The sequence below is a fragment of the Klebsiella sp. GW_Kp181 genome, assembly GCF_040062315.1.
Classification (GTDB): Bacteria; Pseudomonadota; Gammaproteobacteria; order Enterobacterales; family Enterobacteriaceae; genus Klebsiella; species Klebsiella oxytoca.
Map to the genome: position 1 here is coordinate 1 of NZ_JBEAFR010000046.1, position 20,771 is coordinate 20,771.

Annotated in this window: 17 protein-coding genes and 2 tRNA genes; 14 read left to right on the top strand and 5 right to left on the bottom strand. The window is 53.6% G+C overall.

The annotated features are described in order from the left end of the window. Positions 1 to 104 precede the first annotated feature (104 nt). The 8 genes from ABLV11_RS09025 to dkgB all read left to right on the top strand — a co-directional run bounded on the left by ABLV11_RS09025 (position 105) and on the right by dkgB (position 11,263). Positions 105 to 181, top strand: a tRNA-Asp gene (locus ABLV11_RS09025). A gap of 863 nt (positions 182 to 1,044) precedes the next feature. Continuing rightward, positions 1,045 to 1,533 carry a type VI secretion system contractile sheath small subunit gene (gene tssB, locus ABLV11_RS09030; protein WP_004099108.1) on the top strand — a complete coding sequence of 163 codons (489 nt, stop codon included), beginning with the start codon at positions 1,045 to 1,047 and terminating at the stop codon, positions 1,531 to 1,533. Positions 1,534 to 1,598: 65 nt separating this feature from the next. After that, entirely contained in the window at positions 1,599 to 3,131 is a 1,533-nt protein-coding gene (gene tssC, locus ABLV11_RS09035) for a type VI secretion system contractile sheath large subunit (RefSeq protein ID WP_004099110.1), read from the top strand. A 359-nt stretch (positions 3,132 to 3,490) separates the two neighbouring features. Beyond that, the gene (locus tag ABLV11_RS09040) at positions 3,491 to 3,982 is read left to right on the top strand and encodes an Hcp family type VI secretion system effector (protein WP_004099111.1); all 492 of its coding nucleotides are present in this window, start codon (positions 3,491 to 3,493) and stop codon (positions 3,980 to 3,982) included. Positions 3,983 to 4,170: 188 nt separating this feature from the next. Next, positions 4,171 to 6,804 (top strand): type VI secretion system ATPase TssH, encoded by a 2,634-nt coding sequence (tssH, locus tag ABLV11_RS09045; protein WP_126488498.1) that lies wholly within the window; start codon positions 4,171 to 4,173, stop codon positions 6,802 to 6,804. 164 nt (positions 6,805 to 6,968) lie between these two features. Next, positions 6,969 to 8,573, top strand: coding sequence for a type VI secretion system protein TssA (gene tssA / locus ABLV11_RS09050; RefSeq protein WP_126488500.1), 1,605 nt, complete (start codon positions 6,969 to 6,971; stop codon positions 8,571 to 8,573). A 336-nt stretch (positions 8,574 to 8,909) separates the two neighbouring features. Further along, complete coding sequence (locus ABLV11_RS09055; protein WP_126488502.1) at positions 8,910 to 10,277, top strand: VasL domain-containing protein; 1,368 nt, start codon at positions 8,910 to 8,912, stop codon at positions 10,275 to 10,277. Positions 10,278 to 10,459: 182 nt separating this feature from the next. Then, positions 10,460 to 11,263 (top strand): 2,5-didehydrogluconate reductase DkgB, encoded by an 804-nt coding sequence (dkgB, locus tag ABLV11_RS09060; RefSeq protein WP_126488504.1) that lies wholly within the window; start codon positions 10,460 to 10,462, stop codon positions 11,261 to 11,263. A 29-nt stretch (positions 11,264 to 11,292) separates the two neighbouring features. Here the strand turns inward: dkgB and yafC are convergent, their stop codons facing one another. Beyond that, complete coding sequence (yafC, locus tag ABLV11_RS09065) at positions 11,293 to 12,195, bottom strand: DNA-binding transcriptional regulator YafC (protein ID WP_126488507.1); 903 nt, start codon at positions 12,193 to 12,195, stop codon at positions 11,293 to 11,295. 104 nt (positions 12,196 to 12,299) lie between these two features. On the opposite strand from yafC, the gene ABLV11_RS09070 reads away from it, so the two are divergent. The 3 genes from ABLV11_RS09070 (at position 12,300) to ABLV11_RS09080 (ending at position 15,247) form a co-directional block, all read left to right on the top strand. Then, positions 12,300 to 13,490: an MFS transporter gene (locus ABLV11_RS09070; RefSeq protein ID WP_126488509.1), complete on the top strand. Its 1,191-nt coding sequence runs from the start codon at positions 12,300 to 12,302 to the stop codon at positions 13,488 to 13,490. A gap of 103 nt (positions 13,491 to 13,593) precedes the next feature. Then, positions 13,594 to 14,391 carry an endonuclease/exonuclease/phosphatase family protein gene (locus ABLV11_RS09075; RefSeq protein ID WP_024359141.1) on the top strand — a complete coding sequence of 266 codons (798 nt, stop codon included), beginning with the start codon at positions 13,594 to 13,596 and terminating at the stop codon, positions 14,389 to 14,391. An 85-nt stretch (positions 14,392 to 14,476) separates the two neighbouring features. Further along, positions 14,477 to 15,247 carry a class I SAM-dependent methyltransferase gene (locus ABLV11_RS09080; RefSeq protein WP_004099138.1) on the top strand — a complete coding sequence of 257 codons (771 nt, stop codon included), beginning with the start codon at positions 14,477 to 14,479 and terminating at the stop codon, positions 15,245 to 15,247. A 54-nt stretch (positions 15,248 to 15,301) separates the two neighbouring features. Here ABLV11_RS09080 and mltD read toward each other — a convergent pair whose 3' ends face one another. Both mltD and gloB read right to left on the bottom strand, forming a co-directional pair. Next, a complete protein-coding gene (gene mltD, locus ABLV11_RS09085) occupies positions 15,302 to 16,669 on the bottom strand; it encodes a murein transglycosylase D (RefSeq protein WP_004099139.1) in 1,368 nt (455 codons plus the stop codon). A 71-nt stretch (positions 16,670 to 16,740) separates the two neighbouring features. After that, on the bottom strand, positions 16,741 to 17,496 hold the full coding sequence (gene gloB, locus ABLV11_RS09090) for a hydroxyacylglutathione hydrolase (protein ID WP_126488511.1): 756 nt from the start codon (positions 17,494 to 17,496) through the stop codon (positions 16,741 to 16,743). 32 nt (positions 17,497 to 17,528) lie between these two features. Here gloB and ABLV11_RS09095 point away from each other — a divergent pair, with 32 nt between their 5' ends. Beyond that, the gene (locus ABLV11_RS09095) at positions 17,529 to 18,251 is read left to right on the top strand and encodes a class I SAM-dependent methyltransferase (protein WP_004099141.1); all 723 of its coding nucleotides are present in this window, start codon (positions 17,529 to 17,531) and stop codon (positions 18,249 to 18,251) included. Here ABLV11_RS09095 and rnhA read toward each other — a convergent pair. Next, positions 18,248 to 18,715, bottom strand: a complete 468-nt coding sequence (rnhA, locus tag ABLV11_RS09100) for a ribonuclease HI (RefSeq protein WP_004099142.1) — start codon at positions 18,713 to 18,715, stop codon at positions 18,248 to 18,250. The two genes, ABLV11_RS09095 and rnhA, sit on opposite strands and share 4 nt — an antisense overlap. 65 nt (positions 18,716 to 18,780) lie before the next feature. Here rnhA and dnaQ point away from each other — a divergent pair, with 65 nt between their 5' ends. Both dnaQ and ABLV11_RS09110 read left to right on the top strand, forming a co-directional pair. Next, a complete protein-coding gene (dnaQ, locus tag ABLV11_RS09105; RefSeq protein ID WP_126488513.1) occupies positions 18,781 to 19,512 on the top strand; it encodes a DNA polymerase III subunit epsilon in 732 nt (243 codons plus the stop codon). A gap of 132 nt (positions 19,513 to 19,644) precedes the next feature. Next, positions 19,645 to 19,721: transfer RNA gene (locus ABLV11_RS09110), tRNA-Asp, on the top strand. A gap of 211 nt (positions 19,722 to 19,932) precedes the next feature. Here the strand turns inward: ABLV11_RS09110 and ABLV11_RS09115 are convergent. Next, a complete protein-coding gene (locus ABLV11_RS09115) occupies positions 19,933 to 20,703 on the bottom strand; it encodes an amidohydrolase (protein ID WP_004099144.1) in 771 nt (256 codons plus the stop codon). Positions 20,704 to 20,771 lie beyond the last annotated feature (68 nt).

Below are 20,771 nucleotides of genomic sequence, written 5' to 3' on the forward strand. Positions count from 1 at the left end.
CCGATGGTAGTGTGGGGTCTCCCCATGTGAGAGTAGGGAACTGCCAGGCATCAAATTAAGTAGTAAGCCGGTGCATAAATCCGGTGGTTACAGAAGTATTCGGTGGAGCGGTAGTTCAGTCGGTTAGAATACCTGCCTGTCACGCAGGGGGTCGCGGGTTCGAGTCCCGTCCGTTCCGCCACTTATCACATAGAACCGCAAGTCATTGACGTGACTTGCGGTTTTTTTGTTTTTGTATGCAGATCGTTGTTGGACCTAAAGTAATTGCAGATTACATCTACGACAATCTATCATTAACGCTTAGCGCTTAGCGCTTAGCGCTTAACGCTTAACGCTTAACGCGGGCTGAAAAATTACAGACCCGGCAGTCTGTCAGGCAGACGGATAGCCAATCATAATGTGTCTGTCATCGTACAACGATCGCCGCTTGCAAGGCCGGAGAACACAGATATGTTCTCCGGCCTTTTTACTTTTTGTCGCCGCTTCAGGAGCTCTTTCCGGCGGAACATTCGCGGTCCTCGAAGCTGTTATTTGGTATCAGGCTGCATCATTTTATTCATTTAATACAGAATGATTTAAAATGAAACTATCTTTTCAAATTTTAATAACGTTTGATATATCTATCCCGGGAATATATTTCGCTTAAATGTTTATTATATTACGATGATGAACTGATTCATTAATGTGATTTTTATCATTTATTAGCGTTTATGGTTATTATTTAATGGAGTGAAAATATATTTTTCAGAGTGGTCAGCTAGCATTGAATTTCATGTTAAGAACTTTAAGAATGAGATGAAGTACTATAAATTCATATGAATCATAGTTAATCCCTTTGTTTTTTAAGTGGTATTTTTTAATTGTGAAGGTTTTTGAAGTTTGTTTTAGTTGAGAGCTTTTTGTGAGATATAAAGACTTCTTTGCAAGTATAATATTAATCGAGACCGTAGTGCGTCTATCTTCAATTATTGCAATTTGTATTAGTGAGGTGATATTTTGTTTTTGCTCACCGTCTGGTGGGTATATATCCTGAGGAGGAGTAATATGGGTAATAGTTTTCAAAATGAGGTGCCAAAATCTCGAGTTAATCTTCAATTGGATCTTCACACTGGCGGGGCGGGAAAGAAAAGCGAGTTACCGTTAAAGTTACTTGCGGTAGGCGATTTTAGTAACGGAAAAGAACAACGGTCTTTATCTGAAAGAAATAAAATAAATATCAATAAAAACAATTTTGATAGCGTAATGGCTGAACTCTTACCTACGGTCGATTTGCTGGTCGAAAGCACTCTGTCAGGAGAGGCCCGGATAGAAAATATTAAACTTAACTTTGGTAGCGTCAAAGATTTTGAACCAGAACAGGTTGCTCGCAATATCCCATCGCTTCGTGCATTGATTTCTATGCGTAATTTACTACGCGATCTCAAAGCCAACTTGCTGGATAACGTCGAGTTCCGTCGTGAACTGGAAAAGATTATGAAAGATCCTGCGATGAGTAGTGAACTACGCGCAGAGCTAACGGCACTCGCACCGTAAAAAAGTAATGGACAACGACCGGAATAAATACGGTTCATCAAGGAAATGAAGAGGAGGGCATGCTGATGTCTGTACAAGAACATGACGCACCGGTAGCGCAGGCGCAGGCTGTGACCAGAGAAAATGTTTATCAGTCTCTGTTTAAAAAAATTCACCTGACGCCGGTTTCTTCTCTGAAACAACTCGGAGAGTGGCAGGATAGTGAAGCAATGGCGGAAGCATCAACGGAGGAGAGGGTCTCTGCAGCCATCCAGGTATTGCTTTCCTGCGTGGCGAAATCCGGAAAAAATGTTGAAAAGTTAGATAAATCACTGCTGGATTTTCATATCAGCGAGCTGGATCAAAAAATCAGCCAGCAGCTGGATACCGTGATGCACCACCCGGACTTTCAGGCGCTCGAATCGCTCTGGCGCGGCCTGTGGTTTCTCGTCCAGCGAACCGACCCTCGAAAGAATACCAAAATTGAGCTTCTGGATGTCAGCAAGGAAGACTTACGTCAGGACTTTGATGATGCGCCGGAAATTGTCCAGAGCGGGCTTTATCACCACACTTATGTGCAGGAATATGACACTCCCGGCGGCGAGCCAATAGCCTCAGTGATTTCCAGCTATGAGTTTGATAACAGCCCGCAGGACATCGCGTTGCTGCGTAATATCTCTCGTGTGGCCGCGGCTTCGCATATGCCGTTTATTGGTTCTGTCGGACCTGAATTCTTCCTTAAAAACTCAATGGAAGAGGTGGCTGCCATAAAAGATATCGGTAGTTATTTCGATCGTGCCGAATATATCAAATGGAAAAGTTTTCGCGACACTGATGATTCCCGCTATATCGGTCTTGTAATGCCCCGTGTACTTGGCCGTCTGCCGTATGGCCCGGATACGATTCCCGTCCGCAGTTTCAACTATGTGGAAGAGGTGAAAGGGCCCGATCACGAAAAATATCTCTGGACCAACGCGTCATTCGCCTTTGCGGCGAATATGGTGAAAAGCTTTGTTAACAACGGCTGGTGCGTACAAATTCGCGGACCGCAGGCGGGGGGAGCGGTCACCGATTTACCGATCCATCTTTACGACCTCGGTACCGGCAATCAGATCAAGATCCCCTCGGAGGTGATGATCCCGGAGACCCGTGAATTCGAATTTGCCAACCTTGGATTTATTCCACTCTCTTATTACAAAAATCGTGATTACGCATGCTTCTTTTCGGCTAACTCGGCACAGAAACCGGCGCTGTATGAGACGGCGGATGCCACTGCTAACAGCCGCATTAATGCCCGCCTGCCGTATGTCTTCCTGCTGTCGCGAATTGCGCACTATCTGAAGATTATTCAGCGCGAGAATATTGGTACCACCAAAGACCGACGTTTGCTGGAACTGGAGCTTAATACCTGGCTGCGTAATCTGGTGACGGAAATGACCGATCCTGGTGATGCGCTTCAGGCATCGCATCCTCTGCGCGATGGAAAAGTGGTTGTGGAAGATATTGAGGACAATCCGGGCTTCTTCCGTATCAGGCTTTATGCCGTGCCGCATTTTCAGATTGAAGGAATGGATATCAGCCTGTCGCTGGTATCGCAAATGCCGAAGGCTAAATCGTAAGCCACAGGCGCGATGAAAATCTCTCGTCTGCTGCGGGCTGAGGAGATCGACCTTCCTCTCAGCGGCAATTTCGTTGGGAAACCTTCAGTAATAATGGCTTTGCTCAACTCGCCATCTGCCCTCCCTCGGAGTGGCTGCTGTGGCGTTAGATAGCGCGGTGCTGGCGTTGAAAAAACTAAAGATGCCATTCCTGCGCCTGTGTTTCCCCAACGATACGTTGATGGTACGGAAGTATCAGATGGGCTCTCTTCTGCTTGCGACCTGAATACGCGTGCGGAAGAGAATACGGTGGACGCGGAGCAGAACATACCGTCGGAGGCGGCGGTACCTCAATCACACTAACAAGGAGAGTAATTCTCATGGCAATTCCTGCTTACCTTTGGCTGAAAGATGACGGTGGCGCGGATATCAAAGGTTCCGTAGACGTACAGGGACGTGAGGGCAGCATCGAGGTCGTGGCGCTGGACCACGATGTGTATATCCCGACGGATAACAATACCGGCAAACTGACCGGCACCCGTACCCATAAGCCATTTACCTTCACTAAGGAAATCGACGTATCCAGCCCGTATCTCTACAAGGCCGTCACGACGGGTCAGACTCTGAAAACGGCAGAGTTCAAGTTTTACCGGATAAATGACGCCGGTCAGGAAGTTGAGTATTTCAACATTACGCTGGATAACGTCAAGCTGGTCAGAGTGGCTCCGCTGATGCACGACATTAAGGATCCTGCGCGCGAGAGGCACAATCATCTGGAGCGTATCGAATTCCGTTACGAAAAGATTACCTGGACCTACAAGGACGGAAACATCATTCATTCCGATGCATGGAATGAACGTCCTTCGGCCTGATAACCGCGGCAGACAGGCAACTGTCTGCTTTTTTATGCGTATTTGCTGATAAGCCGGTCCTTCCGGTGGGGCAAACCCTATCACATTCTGACAGAAACCTGCCAGGCACAGGGTTACGGCTACGGGCGGTAGCGTGCCTGAACAGGATTCAGTAAAGGAAAAATCACTACATTGAAGAAGGGATATCTATGACCGTAAACCAGCCAGCTGCACTGCTACGCCGCCTCAACCCGTTCTGCGCCCGCGCGCTGGACTCCGCCGCATCGCTGTGCCAGACCCGCGCTCACGCCGAGATTACTATTGAGCACTGGTTGTTGAAGCTGCTGGAACAGGGAGAAGGGGATATCACCGTCATTGCCCGGCGCTATGAGTGGGATATGGAGATTCTCTGGCAAGCGTTGCTGGGGCATCTTGAAACGCTTCCACGCTCGGTACGTGAGCGTCCGCAGCTTTCTAAACGCCTGACGGCGCTGATGACGCAGGCATGGTTGTTCGCTTCGCTGGAGAGCAACGAGCCGCAGATCCGTAGTCAGCACTTGCTGATGGCGCTGACGGAGAAGCCCGAACTGCTGGCTTGCGACGATCTGTGGGTGTTGTTGAGCGTGGGTCGCGTCCAGTTAGGGCGGCTGCGCGCGCTACTGGACGAGCAGTCGGAAGAGTGTCCGGTGCGGCAAAGGCAGGCAGGCGAACCGCTGGTGGAAGATATAAGTACAAATTCTTCTGCGCTTGCGGCGGATGATAGACAAGATGATGCGCATCGAGCTGTCCTTAAACGTTTCACTTCGAATATTACAGAAAAGGCCCGGATGGGCCAGATCGATCCGGTGTTTGGCCGCGATGTTGAGATCCGCCAGATGGTGGATATTCTGTCGCGCCGTCGCAAGAACAATCCGCTGCTTGTGGGCGAGCCTGGCGTCGGCAAAACCGCGCTGGTGGAAGGGCTGGCGCTGCGTATTGTAGATGGCAACGTGCCGGATAGCCTGAAAATCGTGCATATTCACTCGCTGGATCTGGGGCTGCTACAGGCAGGGGCTGGCGTTAAGGGGGAATTCGAGCAGCGGCTAAAAAACGTCATCGACGCGGTGCAGGCATCGCCGGAGCCGGTGCTGCTGTTTATCGATGAAGCCCATACTATCATCGGCGCGGGAAATCCTGCGGGCGGCGCAGATGCGGCTAATTTACTGAAACCTGCTTTGGCCCGCGGTGAGCTACGCACTATCGCAGCGACGACCTGGAGCGAGTACAAACAATATTTTGAGCGCGATGCCGCTCTGGACCGCCGTTTTCAATTGGTCAAAGTGGATGAGCCTGATGACGACACGGCCTGCCTGATGCTGCGCGGGCTGAAGACCCGCTACGCGGAGCACCATGGGGTGCACATCCAGGATAGCGCCATTCAGGCCGCGGTACGTCTGTCGCGGCGTTATCTGTCCGGACGCCAGTTGCCTGACAAGGCGGTAGATCTGCTGGACACTGCCGGGGCGCGTGTCCGGATGAGTCTTGACACCCTGCCGGAGCCGTTAACTCAGCTTCAGGGACATCTGGCCGCGCTGGATATTGAGCAGAAGGCGCTTGAAAAGGATCGCGCGTTTTATCCTGCATCCGCGCAGGCTCGACTGGCAGAGCTCGCCGACCTGCGGGATCAACTCCAGCAAAAGGCGGATCATCTGGAGTATCAGTACCAACAAGAAAAAGCGCTGGTGCAGCAGATTATAGCGCTACGCCGGGAAAGTCCGGACAGTGATCGGCTACCTCAACTGCAACAGCAGCTGCTATCGCAACAGGGATTAACGCCATTGCTGGCGCTGGATGTGGATGCCCGGGCCGTCGCTACCGTCGTAGCTGACTGGACCGGCGTACCGCTCTCTTCGCTGCTGAAAGATGAGCAGAGCGAGCTGCTGAATATGGAACAGATGCTCGCCAGGCGGGTGGTAGGCCAGGATGGTGCGCTAAAGGCTATTGCGCAGCGGTTGCGAGCAGCAAAAACCGGACTCACGCCGGAAAATGGCCCGCAGGGCGTATTTCTGCTGACCGGTCCTGGCGGCACAGGTAAGACCGAAACTGCGCTGGCGATGGCGGATGCGCTGTTCGGCGGCGAAAAGTCGCTTATTACCATCAATCTCTCAGAGTATCAGGAACCGCATACGGTTTCTCAGCTTAAGGGGGCGCCGCCGGGTTATGTCGGCTTCGGCCAGGGCGGCGTATTGACGGAAGCCGTCAGAAAACGTCCGTATAGTCTGGTTCTGCTCGACGAGGTAGAAAAAGCGCACCGCGACGTCATGAACCTTTTTTACCAGGTGTTCGATCGCGGTTTTATGCGCGATGGGGAAGGCAGGGAAATCGACTTTCGCAACACCATTATCCTGATGACCGCTAATCTCGGAAGCGATCACATTATACAACTGCTGGAAAAGAGGCCGGCGGCCACGGATCTGGATCTGCAGGAACTGCTGTATCCGCTGTTGCGGGAGCACTTCCAGCCTGCGCTGCTGGCGCGTTTCCAAACGGTAATTTATCGCCCTCTCGGGTGGGAGGCGATGCGGTTCATTGTGGAAATGAAGCTGGCGGCAGTGAGCCGCCGCCTGCACGAACACTACGGTATGGAGACGGTGATCGGGGCCAGTCTTTACGATCAACTGGCCTCCTCCTGTCTGCTGCCGGATACCGGGGCGCGTAATATCGACAGCTTACTGAACCAGCAGATTCTGCCTGTACTGAGCCAGCAGCTGCTGGCGAATCAGGCGGCGCGACGGCAACCCAGGCTGCTGGCGCTCGGCTGGAGTCAAGAGGACGGCATCGTGCTGGAATTAGATACGGAATAACGGGGACGGCGATGAATGCGCTGTGCGCTGGGTGTTACGACTGCCGTTCCCCATTCATCCCGAAACCCGTCATGGCCGATAGTGCTGCAAGCCTTCCCCTTGCCGGGAAAATATTCCGGACCGGAAAAATCATCACCGATAGCCTAAGTTAGGGGGCGATGCGAATGAGTGAATTACTGCAGCAGTTAACCCGCAGCTGTTTTCCCGAACGGAATGCGCTTGAGGCAGGGCAACAACAGGCGGCGCTGTGGCAGACGTGGCTGCTGCCAGTGACGACGGAGTCTCCGGTCGGGAGAGACCCCGTCTACCACGACGATTTCCAGCTGATGCGCGACGAGCTGAATAAGCTTTCCGGCGCGGATACCGCTCTGATTTGTCAGCTTGCGGAATCCCTGCTGCTCACTCAGGCAAAAGATGTACGCATCGCCACCTGCTATATCTGGGCGCGATTGCACCGCGACGGCGAACGCGGATTAGCGGAAGGTCTCGCCCTACTGGCCGGACTGGTGCAGCGCTTCGGAACGCAACTGCTTCCCTCTCGTCCGGCGGGCCGGAAAATGGCGCTGGAATGGTTAACTGGCGAAAAGATACTCGACAGCCTGGCGCGTTACCCGGAAGTGGCAAAAGAAGACTTTGCCAATATTGTCGCGGCTCTCAATCTGCTGGTCGCTTCTTTTTCTACATGGCCGGAAGAGCAACAGCCGCCGTCCCTGATACCGCTGATCCAGGCGCTGGAGTCGCGGCTGGCGCAGTCGGGCGGGATGAACGCGGTGGTGCCGCAGAACAGCGCGGCAACCGCTTCACCTCCGACAAATTCGCTACAGATACAGTCCATCAGTTCCGGGCGCGACCTGCTGGATCAGGCAAAAGCGCTGGCCCGCTACCTGAACGCGCAGCCGCAGGGCTGGCTGGCGGCGCATCGGTTGATGAAAACTATGCGCTGGGACACCGTGCATGAACTGCCGCCTGATGTGGACGGCAGAACCCGGCTGGCTCCGCCGCGTAGCGAGTCACGTACTCAGCTTAAACGTTTGTATTCGCAACAGAACTGGACCGAGCTGCTGGAACAGGCCGACCTGATGTTCAGCGCCGGGGTCAATCATTTCTGGTTCGATATTCAATGGTATTTGTATCAGGCGCTGGGCAAAGCGGGCGCGCCGTGGGACAAGTGGACGGCAATTATCCGCCAGGACCTGATGCTGTTGCTTGAGCGTTTACCTGGGCTGGAGAGCCTGGCGTGGACCGACGGCACGCCGTTTGCCGATGAGGTGACCCGCAGTTGGATTACCCGGCAGGTGCTGCCGCAAGAGGAGGGGAACTGGCTTAGCAGGACGCCAACGGCCCCGGCGGAAGAGCCGGACAACGATGTGCTGGCGCTGGAACCGGAGGCGCTGGCGCTGGCGGACCGCGAGGGCGTTGATGCTGCGCTGGGCTGGCTCCAGTCCCGTCCGGGGATCGTCACGGCACGCCAGCGTCTGCTGTTGCGTCTGTTGATGGCTCGCATAGCGGAGCAGTACGGTAAAAGCGAAATGGCGCTGCTGCTGCTGGAAGAGCTGCATGGCGCTGCGCAGGGGCTGACGTTGACACAATGGGAGCCGGCGTTAATTTTCGAAGTCACGGCACGACAGCTGAAGCTGCTGCGCCTGCGGGCGCACCGCTATGCAGATAAAGCCCATCTGGCGCGGAAAATGGAAAATCTGCTGGCGGCACTGGTGGCGATGGATCCTGCGCGGGCGGCAGTACTGTGTGATACGCAATATAAAGACTGAGAACTCACCCGGTATTGAGATTAAAGGCGCCAATCCTGACGTTATTGCAAAGCCGAAATACGCTGCCGATAAGAAGCCGACAGAGACTTTGCCCGGCTTACCCTGACCGCGCGCCATTGAGAAGATAAATAGCAAGCTGCGGCTGTTTCCGCTAAAGGATAAAAATAGTATGGAAATCGCTTCGTTATACCCAATGCCGACGTTTAATTTCAATCATGAATGGCCGCGAGCTCAGGGCAGTGAAAAGGATCGGCGGCTTCTTTCAGGGAGTCATAATATGCAATGTACTCACTATTGCCGGGCGATTATGCATTATTTGCAGCAACAGGAGCGTATATGAAGACGCCGCACTCTTCATTTATCAGCCCGTTCCGCACGGGCGGCGATCCCTGTACCTTTCGGGAGGCCGGCGAACTGCAGGCCGAAATAGGCAAACTTACGCATCCGGCGCGGCCGGATGTGGACTGGGGCAGGGTAGAGAGCCTGAGTCTGGCTCTGTTTCGGCAAAACGGCGTGGAGTTGCAAACGCTGGTCTGTTACGCGCTGGCGAGGACCCGGCAGTATGGGATAGCAGGAATGGTGGACGCTCTGGATGCCCTCGCGGCATTGATAAACCAGCGCTGGGGAGATTTCTGGCCGCTGCAGGTCCATTCAAGGATCGCGCTGCTGGCGTGGCTTGCCGAGAAGATGAAGCAGGCGCTGCGCGCGCAGGATCTTCAGTATCAGGATCTGGCGCAGATTAACCACTGCAGCCAGCACCTGACGGAAATAGAGAACGTGCTGCGGCGGTGCGAGGTCTGGCATATGTCAAAACTGGAGCAACTGGCCGTTCAGTTGCGAAATGCGGCGATGCGCCTGGAGCGACTGGCGCCGCAGGGTGAAAAAACGGCGGCGAAGAAAATCGCCAGGGAGCGCCCCTGGCCGAGAGATGTAAAAAATGGGGCCAAAAAAACCGCTGAAGCGCAGGCATTGCGAAAGCATGACGAAAGCTTGTTATTGAAGAAAACTACGGAGAGTCCTCGCCAGCGGCGGGTATGGCCCGGCTTTATCGCCGGGATGCTGACGATGGTTTGCCTGGGAGGTTGCGGTTTCTGGGGTTGGTCATGGCTGAACCCGCCAGAAATGGGCCTACGGGAGGCACAGACCGCGACGTCGGTGTTGGCGTTGGCGTTGCCCTCAGCGCCGGGGAGGGATGGCAACAAGATGCTGAGCTGGGCGCAGGGAATGGCGACGACCCGCGCGCAGCTGAAGATGCTGAATGACCTGCCGCCGCTGTGGCCCCTGCGCCAGGAAGAGGCGCTGCTCCTGGCCCTTGAAAGCCGCTGGCCGAATAATTCGCAAATTAAGGCGATGAGGGCCGAGTGGCGCAAGCAGCGGGAAGCCAGCGCGCTGGCGGTGCCTGAATTACAGCGCTATGCCCAGGCGCAGGCGAAGCTACGGCAGCTTTCACTAAGGCTGGATGCGCTGGATGAACGCAAGGGGCGGTATATGACTGCTTCTGAGTTGAAATCGGCAATTTTCAGCATCCGGCAGCTGTTACAGACGCCGCCGCTGGAAGAACAGCTCAGGCAACTGGAGGCTCAGGTACGAGCCGGAAGTCTCTCACCGGTGCTGCAAATGCAGATTGATTTTCATTTTAAGCAGTTGCTAAGCCGCTACGCTATTTTGCTGGATAGCACAGAAGTGAAACCGAACCCTCAGTAGTAGGATGTCGGCTGCGGTAGAGTAAAAACAGACTGGAAAAGTTGGCCCAGGATTTTTTCAGCCCGCCATTTGATTATTGCTGTTTTAGCAAAAATCCTCTGCGTTAAACGATCTTTTTCTCGCTCCTCTCGTTGGTCATAATGTTTCTCATTAACCGCTATTGATAAATAATGAGGAAAATCATGACAATCCCTGCATTTGGTCTTGGGACCTTCCGTCTGAAAGATGACGTAGTGATCGCATCTGTAAAAACAGCGCTTGAGCTGGGCTATCGCGCCATTGATACCGCGCAAATCTATGACAATGAAGCGGCCGTGGGCCAGGCTATCGCAGAAAGCGGCGTCGCGCGCGATGAACTGTTCATCACCACCAAGATCTGGATTGAAAATTTAAGCAAAGATAAGCTCATCGCAAGCCTGAAAGAGAGTCTGCAGAAGCTGCGTACCGAATATGTCGATCTCACGCTGATCCACTGGCCGTCGCCAAACGATGCGGTTGCCGTGGAAGAGTATATGGCTGCTCTGCTGGAGGCGAAACGCCAGGGATTGACTCGCCAGATTGGTATCTCTAACTTCACTATTCCGCTGATGGAGCGCGCCATTGCTGCCGTTGGGGTAGAGAATATCGCGACCAACCAGATTGAACTGTCACCTTATTTGCAAAATCGTAAGGTCGTCGATTGGGCCTCTGAGCATGGCATCCACATTACCTCTTATATGACTCTGGCTTATGGTAAAGCGTTAAAAGATGAAGCCATTGCCCGGATTGCGGCGAAACACAATGCTTCTCCGGCGCAGATTATCCTCGCGTGGGCAATGGGTGAAGGCTATGCGGTGATCCCATCTTCGACCAGGCGCGAAAACCTGGCAAGCAACCTGAAAGCTCAGGAGCTGCAGCTTGATGAAGACGATCGCCTGGCGATCGCCGCGCTGGACTGTCACGATCGTCTGGTTAGCCCGGAAGGTCTTGCGCCTGAATGGGATTAAGCTAACCCCCTCTGTACTCTACAACCCTTTTACAGCTCCTGCGGGAGCTGTTTTACATGCTCACTAAGAAAGTCGATAAAAGCCCTGATCCGCGTGCTTACCGCCCTGTCGCTGTAGTACACCGCGCTAAACGGCATTTCAATCGGCAGCCGTTTGTCAGCCAGCAGTTCGACAAACTCCCCTTCAGCAATTTCTTTATCCACCATATAGTCCGACAGACAGGCTATACCGTTACCGGCCAGACACAGCTGCTTGAGCGTTTCCCCGCTATTGGAAGATATCTCGCTTTCGATTTCCAGCAGTTGGCCATCGCAGCAGGAAACTGGCCAGGTATTCAGGGATACGGGCTCGCTAAAGCCGAGGCACTGATGATGTTTTAGCTCGGCGACGCTTTGCGGCGTTCCGTGCCGGGCAAGATAGTCCGGCGAGGCGATAATTTTGCGGTAGCTATTGAACAGCGGCCGGGCGCGCAGGCTGGAATCGGTTAGCGTCCCGGCGCGGATCGCGACGTCCACTTTCCGCTCAATCAGATTGATAAAGGTCTCTGACGAGACCAGCGAAAGGCTCATTTCCGGGTAGCGCTCACGGAAGGGCCTGATCAAAGGCATCAGAAAATGCAATATCACCGGCGTCGCGGCATCAACGCGAAGTAATCCTCTTGGCGTCGTTCGGCTCTCCAGAAGCTCATTTTCGGCGGCGGCCATCTCCTGAAGCACAACCTGCACTCGGCGGAAATAACGCTCGCCCTCTTCGGTCAGGCTTAGCTGGCGAGTAGTACGGTTAAGCAGGCTGACGCCGAGCTTTGACTCCAGCTTTTTTACTGCCCGGCTGACGGCGGAATTAGCCTGACCAAGCTGTTCGGCAGCGCGACTAAAACTGCCGCTCTCTACCACGGCGACAAAAATGGCGATTTCTTCTGAGGTAGCTCTCATTGTTGCACCTGTGGCAAAATTCTATTGATACTTTGGCTATTTTTGTTATTAAAACATCTCTTCATACTACGTGTCATCTTAATCCTGTTGATACGGAGTACATTATGCCGCTGGCGCTACTTGCCTTAACTATCGGTGCCTTTGCGATTGGCACGACTGAATTTGTCATTGTGGGCCTGGTGCCTGACATTGCTGAGCAACTAGCTATTTCGCTACCCTCTGCAGGGCTGCTGGTTTCTATCTATGCGTTGGGCGTAGCGATAGGTGCTCCTGTGCTCACCGCGCTGACCGGGCGTATGCCGCGTAAGCAGCTACTGCTGGCGTTAATGGCGCTGTTTACCGCTGGCAATCTGCTGGCATGGCAGGCGCCGGGTTACGAGACTCTGGTTCTGGCGCGCCTGCTGACCGGGCTGGCGCATGGGGTATTCTTTTCGATCGGTTCGACAATTGCGACCAGCCTGGTCGCGAAGGAGAAAGCGGCCTCGGCGATTGCGATGATGTTCGGCGGGTTAACCGTTGCGCTGGTGACCGGCGTGCCGCTAGGCACCTTCATTGGCCAACACTTTGGCTGGCGTGAAACATTCCTGGCCGTGTCTATTCTTGGCGTAATCGCGTTAATGAGCAGCCTTATTCTGGTGCCTGGTAACATTCCGGGCCGCGTCAGCGCGGGTCTGCGCGCTCAGCTTAAGGTTCTGACCCATCCGCGTTTACTGATTATCTACGCGATCACTGCTCTGGGGTATGGCGGCGTATTTACGGCATTTACCTTCCTGGCGCCGATGATGCAGGATCTTGCCGGATTTAGCCCATCGGCCGTCAGCTGGATCCTTCTGGGCTACGGTGTTTCAGTGGCGATAGGTAACGTATGGGGCGGAAGGCTGGCGGATAAACATGGCGCCGTGCCCGCGCTGAAGCTGATTTTTGCCGCCCTGGCTGCGCTACTGGCGATCTTTCAATTTACGGCCAGTGTGCATCATGCTGCTCTGGCGACGGTTTTGGTGATGGGGATCTTTGCTTTTGGTAACGTTCCGGGACTGCAGGTGTACGTGGTGCAGAACGCGGAGCAATACACTCCTGGCGCGGTTGACGTTGCCTCTGGCCTGAATATTGCGGCATTTAACATTGGCATTGCGTTAGGTTCGGTGATTGGCGGGCAGATCGTAGCGCATTATGGTCTGGCCCAGACGCCTTGGATCGGCGCTCTGATTGTGCTGGTGGCGCTCTTACTGGTCGGAATTAGCGGCCGGCTTGATAAGCCAGGGCTTCGCGCTAACGGCCCTGGCGTAGAAGGCTAAAGGTTTCTGGCAAATTGCATTGAAAGTGTCTACAAAAATCCCTATAACAGAAGAACCAGCCGCAGTCGGGCTGGTTTCCTGTTATCGAGGTTTGATGCCTAAATTGCGAAAGAATACCTATGCCATGCGCTATGTCGCCGGACAGCCTGCGGAGAGAATTTTACCTCCGGGGTCGTTTGCAGGCATGACTCCGGCTTTTCCGGCGGGAGTACCGTTAAGTTCGGATGAAAAAATCCGCGTACTGGTGTGGAACATCTTCAAGCAGCAGCGCGCCGAGTGGAAATCAGTTCTTAACAACTTTGGTAAAGATGCGCACCTGGTGTTGTTACAGGAAGCGCAAACTACACCTGAATTAGTGAAGTTTGCCACGTCCAACTACCTTGCAGCGGATCAGGTTCCGGCGCTGGTGCTGCCCCAGCATCCTTCCGGCGTGATGACGTTAGCCTCTGCGCATCCTATCTACTGTTGTCCTCTGCGTGAACGCGAGCCTATCCTGCGGTTGGCGAAGTCGGCATTAGTGACGGTGTATCCGTTACCGGATTCCCGCCTGCTGATGGTGGTCAATATTCATGCGGTTAACTTCAGCCTTGGCGTCGATGTCTACAGCAAGCAGCTGCTGCCGATTGGCGATCAGATCGCCCATCACAGCGGGCCGGTGATTATGGCAGGCGACTTTAATGCCTGGAGCCGCCCGCGAATGAATGCCCTGTACCGCTTTGCGCGCGAAATGTCGCTGCGCGAAGTTCGCTTCTCTGACGATCAGCGTCGCCGTACGTTTGGCCGCCCGCTTGATTTTGTCTTCTATCGTGGGTTAAGCGTACACGATGCTTCCGTACTGGTGACGCGTGCCTCCGACCACAACCCTCTACTAGTCGAATTCAGTCCCGGCAAGCCTGATTAATTAAGGTATGTCAGGCCTGCCACGGGGCAGGCCTGCGTATGTATGGTGCTGCCTTTATTACTCAAAAAAACCGAAGGACAATGCAATGACAACACGCTCTCATCATGACCATGTAGAAATGCAGTTTGGCTCACAGGCCAGCGCCTACCTGACCAGCGCCGTACACGCCTCCGGGCGCGATCTGCAACGTCTGGCCGAAAGGCTGGCGGATTTTCCTCAGGCGCACGTGCTGGATATGGGATGCGGCGCCGGCCACGCCAGCTTTGCGGCGGCAGGGCAGGTTGCACAGGTGACGGCGTATGATTTATCCAGCCAGATGCTGGACGTTGTGGCTCAGGCCGCACGTGATAAAGGTTTTGCTAATATTACCACTCAGCAGGGATATGCCGAGTCTTTGCCTTTCGCTGACGCCAGCTTTGATGTAGCGATCAGTCGTTATTCTGCGCATCACTGGCACGATGTCGGTCTGGCGCTGCGTGAAGTGAAGCGAGTGCTGAAGCCGGGCGGAGTAATGATTATTATGGATGTGATGTCGCCCGGTCATCCGGTTCGCGACGTCTGGCTGCAGACTGTTGAGGCCCTGCGCGATACTTCCCATGTCCGCAACTATTCCAGCGGCGAATGGCTGGCAATGACGAGTGAGGCGGGTCTGGTGATTAATCATCTGCTGACCGACCGCTTGCCGCTGGAGTTTGGCTCATGGATTGCGCGCATGCGAACGCCAGCGGCGCTGGCGGAAGCGATTCGCTTATATCAGGAGAGCGCATCGGCTGAGGTTAAGGCCTATTTTGCCCTGCAGCACGATGGTTCGTTCACCAGCGATACGATTATGTTTGAGGCCCACAAGGCGGCCTGACGCCGGGATAAAAAAAGGCACCGCATGGGTGCCTTTATCATGCCTGATGAATCATCAGGATTCTGGTCTGTCGCTGTTTTTCACGAACAGCGTCAGCTGATCGCCGGGCTTCAGGTTGCCGGTATCGCTATTCCAGCGCATGACATCACGAATGTTGACGCCATGGCGTTTCGCAATGCTCGACAGGGAGTCGCCTTTGCGCACGCGATAAGTGATGCTATCGCTGTTGTTAGCCAGACGCTCGGCGCTGCTGCCTGCGCCAATCACCAGATTCTGACCAACCTTCAGGTTAGAACCGCGAATACCGTTCCACTGCTGCAGATCTTTGGTTGATACGCCGAGACGCGACGCAATGCCGGAAATCGTATCGCCGGAACGCACCTTGTAGCTACGGCTGGTTAACGGCTTGTTATCAGCCAGCAGCGTCGGCTGCACGGCTGCAATATCGCCGGAAGCCAACGATTCGCGCAGCTGTGCGGCGTGCTTCTGCGGCACCAGCACGTAGTTTGGCCCATTCGCGCCCAGGGTTGATCCTTTGACGCCAGCATTGAAGGTCTTCAGTTTGCTGACCGGCATTCCTGCCATATCGGCTAACTGTGAAATCTCAACCGGGCTGTCGAGACGTACGCGCGCCAGAGCCCGGCTTTCGTCTGCCGTCGGCAGCCTCACGCCGTAGCGCTTGCTGTTCTTGAGGATATCGCTCAGGGCCAGCATTTTCGGTACGTATATTTTGGTTTCATGCGGCAAAGACAGCGACCAGAAATCGGTGGGTTTACCACGCGCTTTGTTCGCTTTGATCGCCTTCATGACCCGGCCTTCGCCGCTGTTATACGCCGCAACGGTTAACAACCAGTCGCCGTCGAACATTTTGTTCAGACGTTGCATCATGTTTAACGCTGCCGTGGTTGAGGCAACGATGTCACGACGCGCATCGTAACTGCGGGTCTGTTTCAAACCATAATTGCGCCCGGTGCTCGGAATGATCTGCCAGATGCCTGCGGCATTGGCGCCAGACGTTGCGTGCGGGTCAAAAGCGCTCTCCACTATGGGTAGTAATACCAGTTCCATCGGCATGTTACGTTTCTTAACTTGCCCGGCTATCCAGTACATATACGGCTCTGCCCGTAAAGTTACATCGTGGAGATAGCTCTTATTTCTTAAATACTTCTGTTTTTGTTCGCGAATCCGGACGTTTTCCGGAATTCCCATCTTTAGCTCGTCGCCTATCGAAGTCCACAGATCCTGGTCTTGCGCGTAGAAGGTTCCATCATCTAACCAGCGCGCTCGACTTGTGAACTTGCTTGCTTCCCCTTGACTCGCTGCAGAAAGGCTCTGTGCGTGCTGTTGTACGGTGCCATCGTTCTTAGACGCCTGGCACCCCACCAGCAGGACAGAGGCGAGTAAAATCGCTCGTGCCTTCATGTGTGTGTCAATAGTTGCTTAAAAGACGAGCAAGGATAACGGTGAAGTCCCCCGAAGACAAGAATTAAATCTCAGAAGTCGTCTTTCTTTGACCTTAACCACGCAAATCTCTGAACAGAGTGTTGCAAATTTGTTTCTTTGTTTATTTCTTCAATTAAATCATGATCATCTGTACGTAAAAATAAATTTATACGACGCTCATTTTTCAGAGTTACGGGTAGTGTCTTTTGTTTTTTTGCGCGTAACTCATTAACTTTGCGATAGTAATCATTTATATCCTTATCATGGGGCAAGATGCTCATAGCAAACTTCATATTTGCTAAAGTGTACTCATGTGCGCAACATATTAACGTTTCATCAGGAAGGGCGTTAATCTTGTTAAATGATTGATACATCTGGTCCGGGGTGCCTTCAAAGAGTCTGCCGCAGCCGCCGGAAAACATTGTATCGCCACAAAATAGATAAGGTTTACTGTAGAAACAGATGTGTCCTAAAGTGTGACCTGGCGTAGCAAAAATAGAAAATTCGCGGCCCAAAACGGACAGGCTTTCTCCGTCCTTTACGATGCAGGTTGCTCCCTTATCCTGGGTTTCTGCCGGTCCGTAAACCGCTATTGCCGGGAATTTTTCACGTAGTTGTTTTACGCCGCCAACGTGGTCGTGATGGTGATGCGTTAAGAAGATGGCTTCTGGTTGCCAGCGGTTTTGTTCTATCGCGGCGAGCACCGGCGCGGCTTCTCCCGGGTCGACTATCAGACAGCGGCCGCTATCTTCACAGAGAACCCAGATGTAGTTGTCCTGAAATGCGGGAATACTGATAAGATTCATAAATTACCTCTAAAGCGTAGCGGAAGGTTGCGATGAAGCCGGCAAGGATACCTCAGACAGTTACAGCGCCAGAGCACTGGTCCAGCATGCCCTGGGGCGAATACTACCGCGAATCGCTGGAACGGCAGATGAAACCGTGGCTGGCTAAATTATATGGCTTTCATTTACTTAAGATTGGCAATCTGAGCGCGGAAATCAATACGGAGTCCTGCGCGATTTCCCATCAGGTGAATGTCTCTTTACAGGGTAATCCAGTGCAGGTAAAGGCCGATCCGCTGCATTTGCCTTTTGCCGAGAAGTCGGTTGATGCCTGCCTGCTGGCGCATACCTTACCCTGGTGCAGCGATCCGCATCGACTGCTGCGGGAAGCAGACCGAGTGCTGATTGACGATGGCTGGATCATTTTGACCAGTTTTAACCCCATGAGCCTGATGGGATTACGCAAGCTGGTGCCGGTCTTGCGCAATAAGCCCCCCTATAACAGCCGCATGTTTACTTTAACGCGTCAGATGGACTGGCTGGCGCTGCTGAATTTTGAAGTGATGCATCACGGTTGCTACCAGGTCCTTCCCTGGTCTCGTCACGGGGGGAAAATGCTCAGCACCCATTTACCTGCTTTAGGATGTTTACAGCTCATTATTGCCCGTAAACGTACGATCCCCTTGACGCTAAACCCGATGAAATCGGGCAAAGCAAAAAAACGGATACCGCAGGCGGTGGGCGCCACACGTCAGTGGCGCAAGGGGCAAAATTAGCGCTCTGCCAGATAACCGGTATCATCCCGGGTGGGATGAGAGGCGGCCGCGCGCGCCAGTTCGTCGCAGCGTTCGTTTTCCGGATGCCCCGCGTGGCCTTTGACCCACTCCCATTTTATTTTGTGTTGACCCAGCGCAGCGTCCAGGCGCTGCCAGAGATCGACATTTTTAACCGGTTTTTTGTCCGCCGTTTTCCAGCCGCGCTTTTTCCAGTTGTGGATCCACTGAGTAATACCCTGACGCACGTACTGGCTGTCGGTACTGAGGATCACTTCGCAATGTTCTTTCAGCGCTTCGAGGGCGACGATGGCGGCCATCATCTCCATGCGGTTATTCGTCGTGAGGTTAAAGCCTTCGCTAAAGGTTTTTTCTTTTCCGCGATAGCGTAAAATCGCACCGTAGCCGCCGGGGCCTGGATTGCCCAGGCAGGAACCATCGGTGAAAATTTCTACCTGTTTGAGCATCTCTGGTAGACTTCCTGTAATTGAAATCGATACGTAAAACGGTAAGTCTGACATAAATGACCGCTATGAGCACTGCAATTACACGACAGATCGTTCTCGATACCGAAACCACCGGTATGAATCAGATTGGTGCGCACTATGAGGGGCACAAGATAATCGAGATCGGCGCGGTAGAGGTGATCAACCGCCGCCTGACCGGGAACAACTTCCACGTCTATCTTAAGCCGGACCGCCTGGTGGACCCTGAAGCTTTTGGCGTCCACGGTATTGCGGACGAATTCCTCATGGATAAGCCCGTGTTTGGCGATGTTGTCGATGAGTTTCTCGATTACATCCGCGGCGCGGAGCTGGTCATCCATAACGCATCGTTCGATATCGGCTTTATGGACTATGAATTTAGCAAGCTGAATCGCGGTATTCCGAAGACCGATACTTTTTGCAAGGTGACCGACAGCCTGGCCCTGGCGCGTAAAATGTTCCCGGGCAAGCGCAATAGCCTTGATGCTCTTTGCTCGCGTTATGAAATAGATAACAGCAAGCGAACGCTCCACGGGGCTCTGCTCGATGCCCAGATTCTGGCCGATGTTTATCTGATGATGACCGGCGGCCAGACGACGATGGCTTTCTCTATGGAAGGGGAAGGGCAGCGGCAGGCCGGAGATACGGGAATACAGCGCGTTGTCCGGGCAACCAGTAAGCTACGCGTAGTTTATGCCACTGATGAAGAGCTGGTGAACCATGAATCCCGCCTCGATCTGGTACAAAAGAAAGGCGGAAGCTGCCTGTGGCGGGCATGATTGGGCAGTAAACGCGTTAAAAATAATCTGATGGGTGATTTTTGCAGCAAGCGATTCAAAAATGAAGAAAAAGCGTTGACGGAGTAGAGGGGAAACCGTAATATTCGCCTCGTTCCCAACGGAACAGTATGTGGAGCGGTAGTTCAGTCGGTTAGAATACCTGCCTGTCACGCAGGGGGTCGCGGGTTCGAGTCCCGTCCGTTCCGCCACTATTCAGAAAGCCTGAATCAGAAATGATTCAGGCTTTCGTCGTTTTAGCCTGCTGAATCATTACTCTTCCCTCTTTTTGCCAGCGAGCGGTATGCCGCATTAACGCTTTTGCTCTGAGCAGCGTGAGTTTTCTCTGGGGTCTCAGGGGCGCGTTATCGCGGGGGTTTAAGGCATAAAGAAAGGGAGCACAGGCTCCCTGATATGCGGTCTTTAATTGAGCGTGAAGGGGTCGGCATCCTGCCAGGCTGGAAACTTCTCGCGATACTCGTTCAGCGCCGTCAATGAAAGCTCTGCGTCAAGGCGAGTGGCCTGATGCGGCTCGGCTGTGGCGATAATTTCGCCCTGCGGCGTAATTATCCGACTGTCGCCCCGGTAATGGTGGCCATTGCCGTCGGTACCGACGCGATTGCATCCGGCAACATAAGCCTGATTTTCGATAGCCCTGGCCACCAGTAGCGACTGCCAGTGCGTTGAGCGTGGTGCGGGCCAGTTGGCAACATACAGCGCTAAATCGTAGTCGTTATGATTGCGCGACCAGACCGGGAAGCGCAGGTCGTAGCACACCAGCGGCAGGATCCTCCAGCCGCGCCATGCAAAAATGACCCGTTCGTTACCCGCCTGGTAATGGTGATGTTCATCCGCCATGCGGAACAGATGTCGTTTATCATAGAAATGGATTTTACCCTCGGGCTCCACCAGCAAAAAACGGTTAACGGGCCCGCGTTCCGTTTGCAGCGCCGCGCTGCCGGCAATCAGCGCATTGGTTTGCGCGGCTTTAGCTCCCATCCAGGCAACCACTTCCTCTTGCGATAGCGACTGTTTTGCCGCCTCCATCGCGAAACCGGTGGTGAACATTTCGGGTAAAACAATGAGGTCCCGCCCGGTAATCCCTTCCAGTTGACGATCGAAATGACGCAGGTTGGCGGGACCGTCCATCCACACCAGCGGTTGTTGTAAAAGGGTAATTTTCAGTCCGGGCACGGTGGTAACTCCAGCGTTGTGAAAGGAATGATAAATACTTTAACACCATATCAGCAGGCGGAGGGCTC

Coding starts and splice junctions, on each gene's coding strand:
- tssB (WP_004099108.1), top strand. CDS start 1,045: ATGGGTAATAGTTTTCAAAATGAGGTGCCAAAATCTCGAGTTAATCTT.
- tssC (WP_004099110.1), top strand. CDS start 1,599: ATGTCTGTACAAGAACATGACGCACCGGTAGCGCAGGCGCAGGCTGTG.
- ABLV11_RS09040 (WP_004099111.1), top strand. CDS start 3,491: ATGGCAATTCCTGCTTACCTTTGGCTGAAAGATGACGGTGGCGCGGAT.
- tssH (WP_126488498.1), top strand. CDS start 4,171: ATGACCGTAAACCAGCCAGCTGCACTGCTACGCCGCCTCAACCCGTTC.
- tssA (WP_126488500.1), top strand. CDS start 6,969: ATGAGTGAATTACTGCAGCAGTTAACCCGCAGCTGTTTTCCCGAACGG.
- ABLV11_RS09055 (WP_126488502.1), top strand. CDS start 8,910: ATGAAGACGCCGCACTCTTCATTTATCAGCCCGTTCCGCACGGGCGGC.
- dkgB (WP_126488504.1), top strand. CDS start 10,460: ATGACAATCCCTGCATTTGGTCTTGGGACCTTCCGTCTGAAAGATGAC.
- yafC (WP_126488507.1), bottom strand. CDS start 12,195: ATGAGAGCTACCTCAGAAGAAATCGCCATTTTTGTCGCCGTGGTAGAG.
- ABLV11_RS09070 (WP_126488509.1), top strand. CDS start 12,300: ATGCCGCTGGCGCTACTTGCCTTAACTATCGGTGCCTTTGCGATTGGC.
- ABLV11_RS09080 (WP_004099138.1), top strand. CDS start 14,477: ATGACAACACGCTCTCATCATGACCATGTAGAAATGCAGTTTGGCTCA.
- mltD (WP_004099139.1), bottom strand. CDS start 16,669: ATGAAGGCACGAGCGATTTTACTCGCCTCTGTCCTGCTGGTGGGGTGC.
- gloB (WP_126488511.1), bottom strand. CDS start 17,496: ATGAATCTTATCAGTATTCCCGCATTTCAGGACAACTACATCTGGGTT.
- ABLV11_RS09095 (WP_004099141.1), top strand. CDS start 17,529: ATGAAGCCGGCAAGGATACCTCAGACAGTTACAGCGCCAGAGCACTGG.
- rnhA (WP_004099142.1), bottom strand. CDS start 18,715: ATGCTCAAACAGGTAGAAATTTTCACCGATGGTTCCTGCCTGGGCAAT.
- dnaQ (WP_126488513.1), top strand. CDS start 18,781: ATGAGCACTGCAATTACACGACAGATCGTTCTCGATACCGAAACCACC.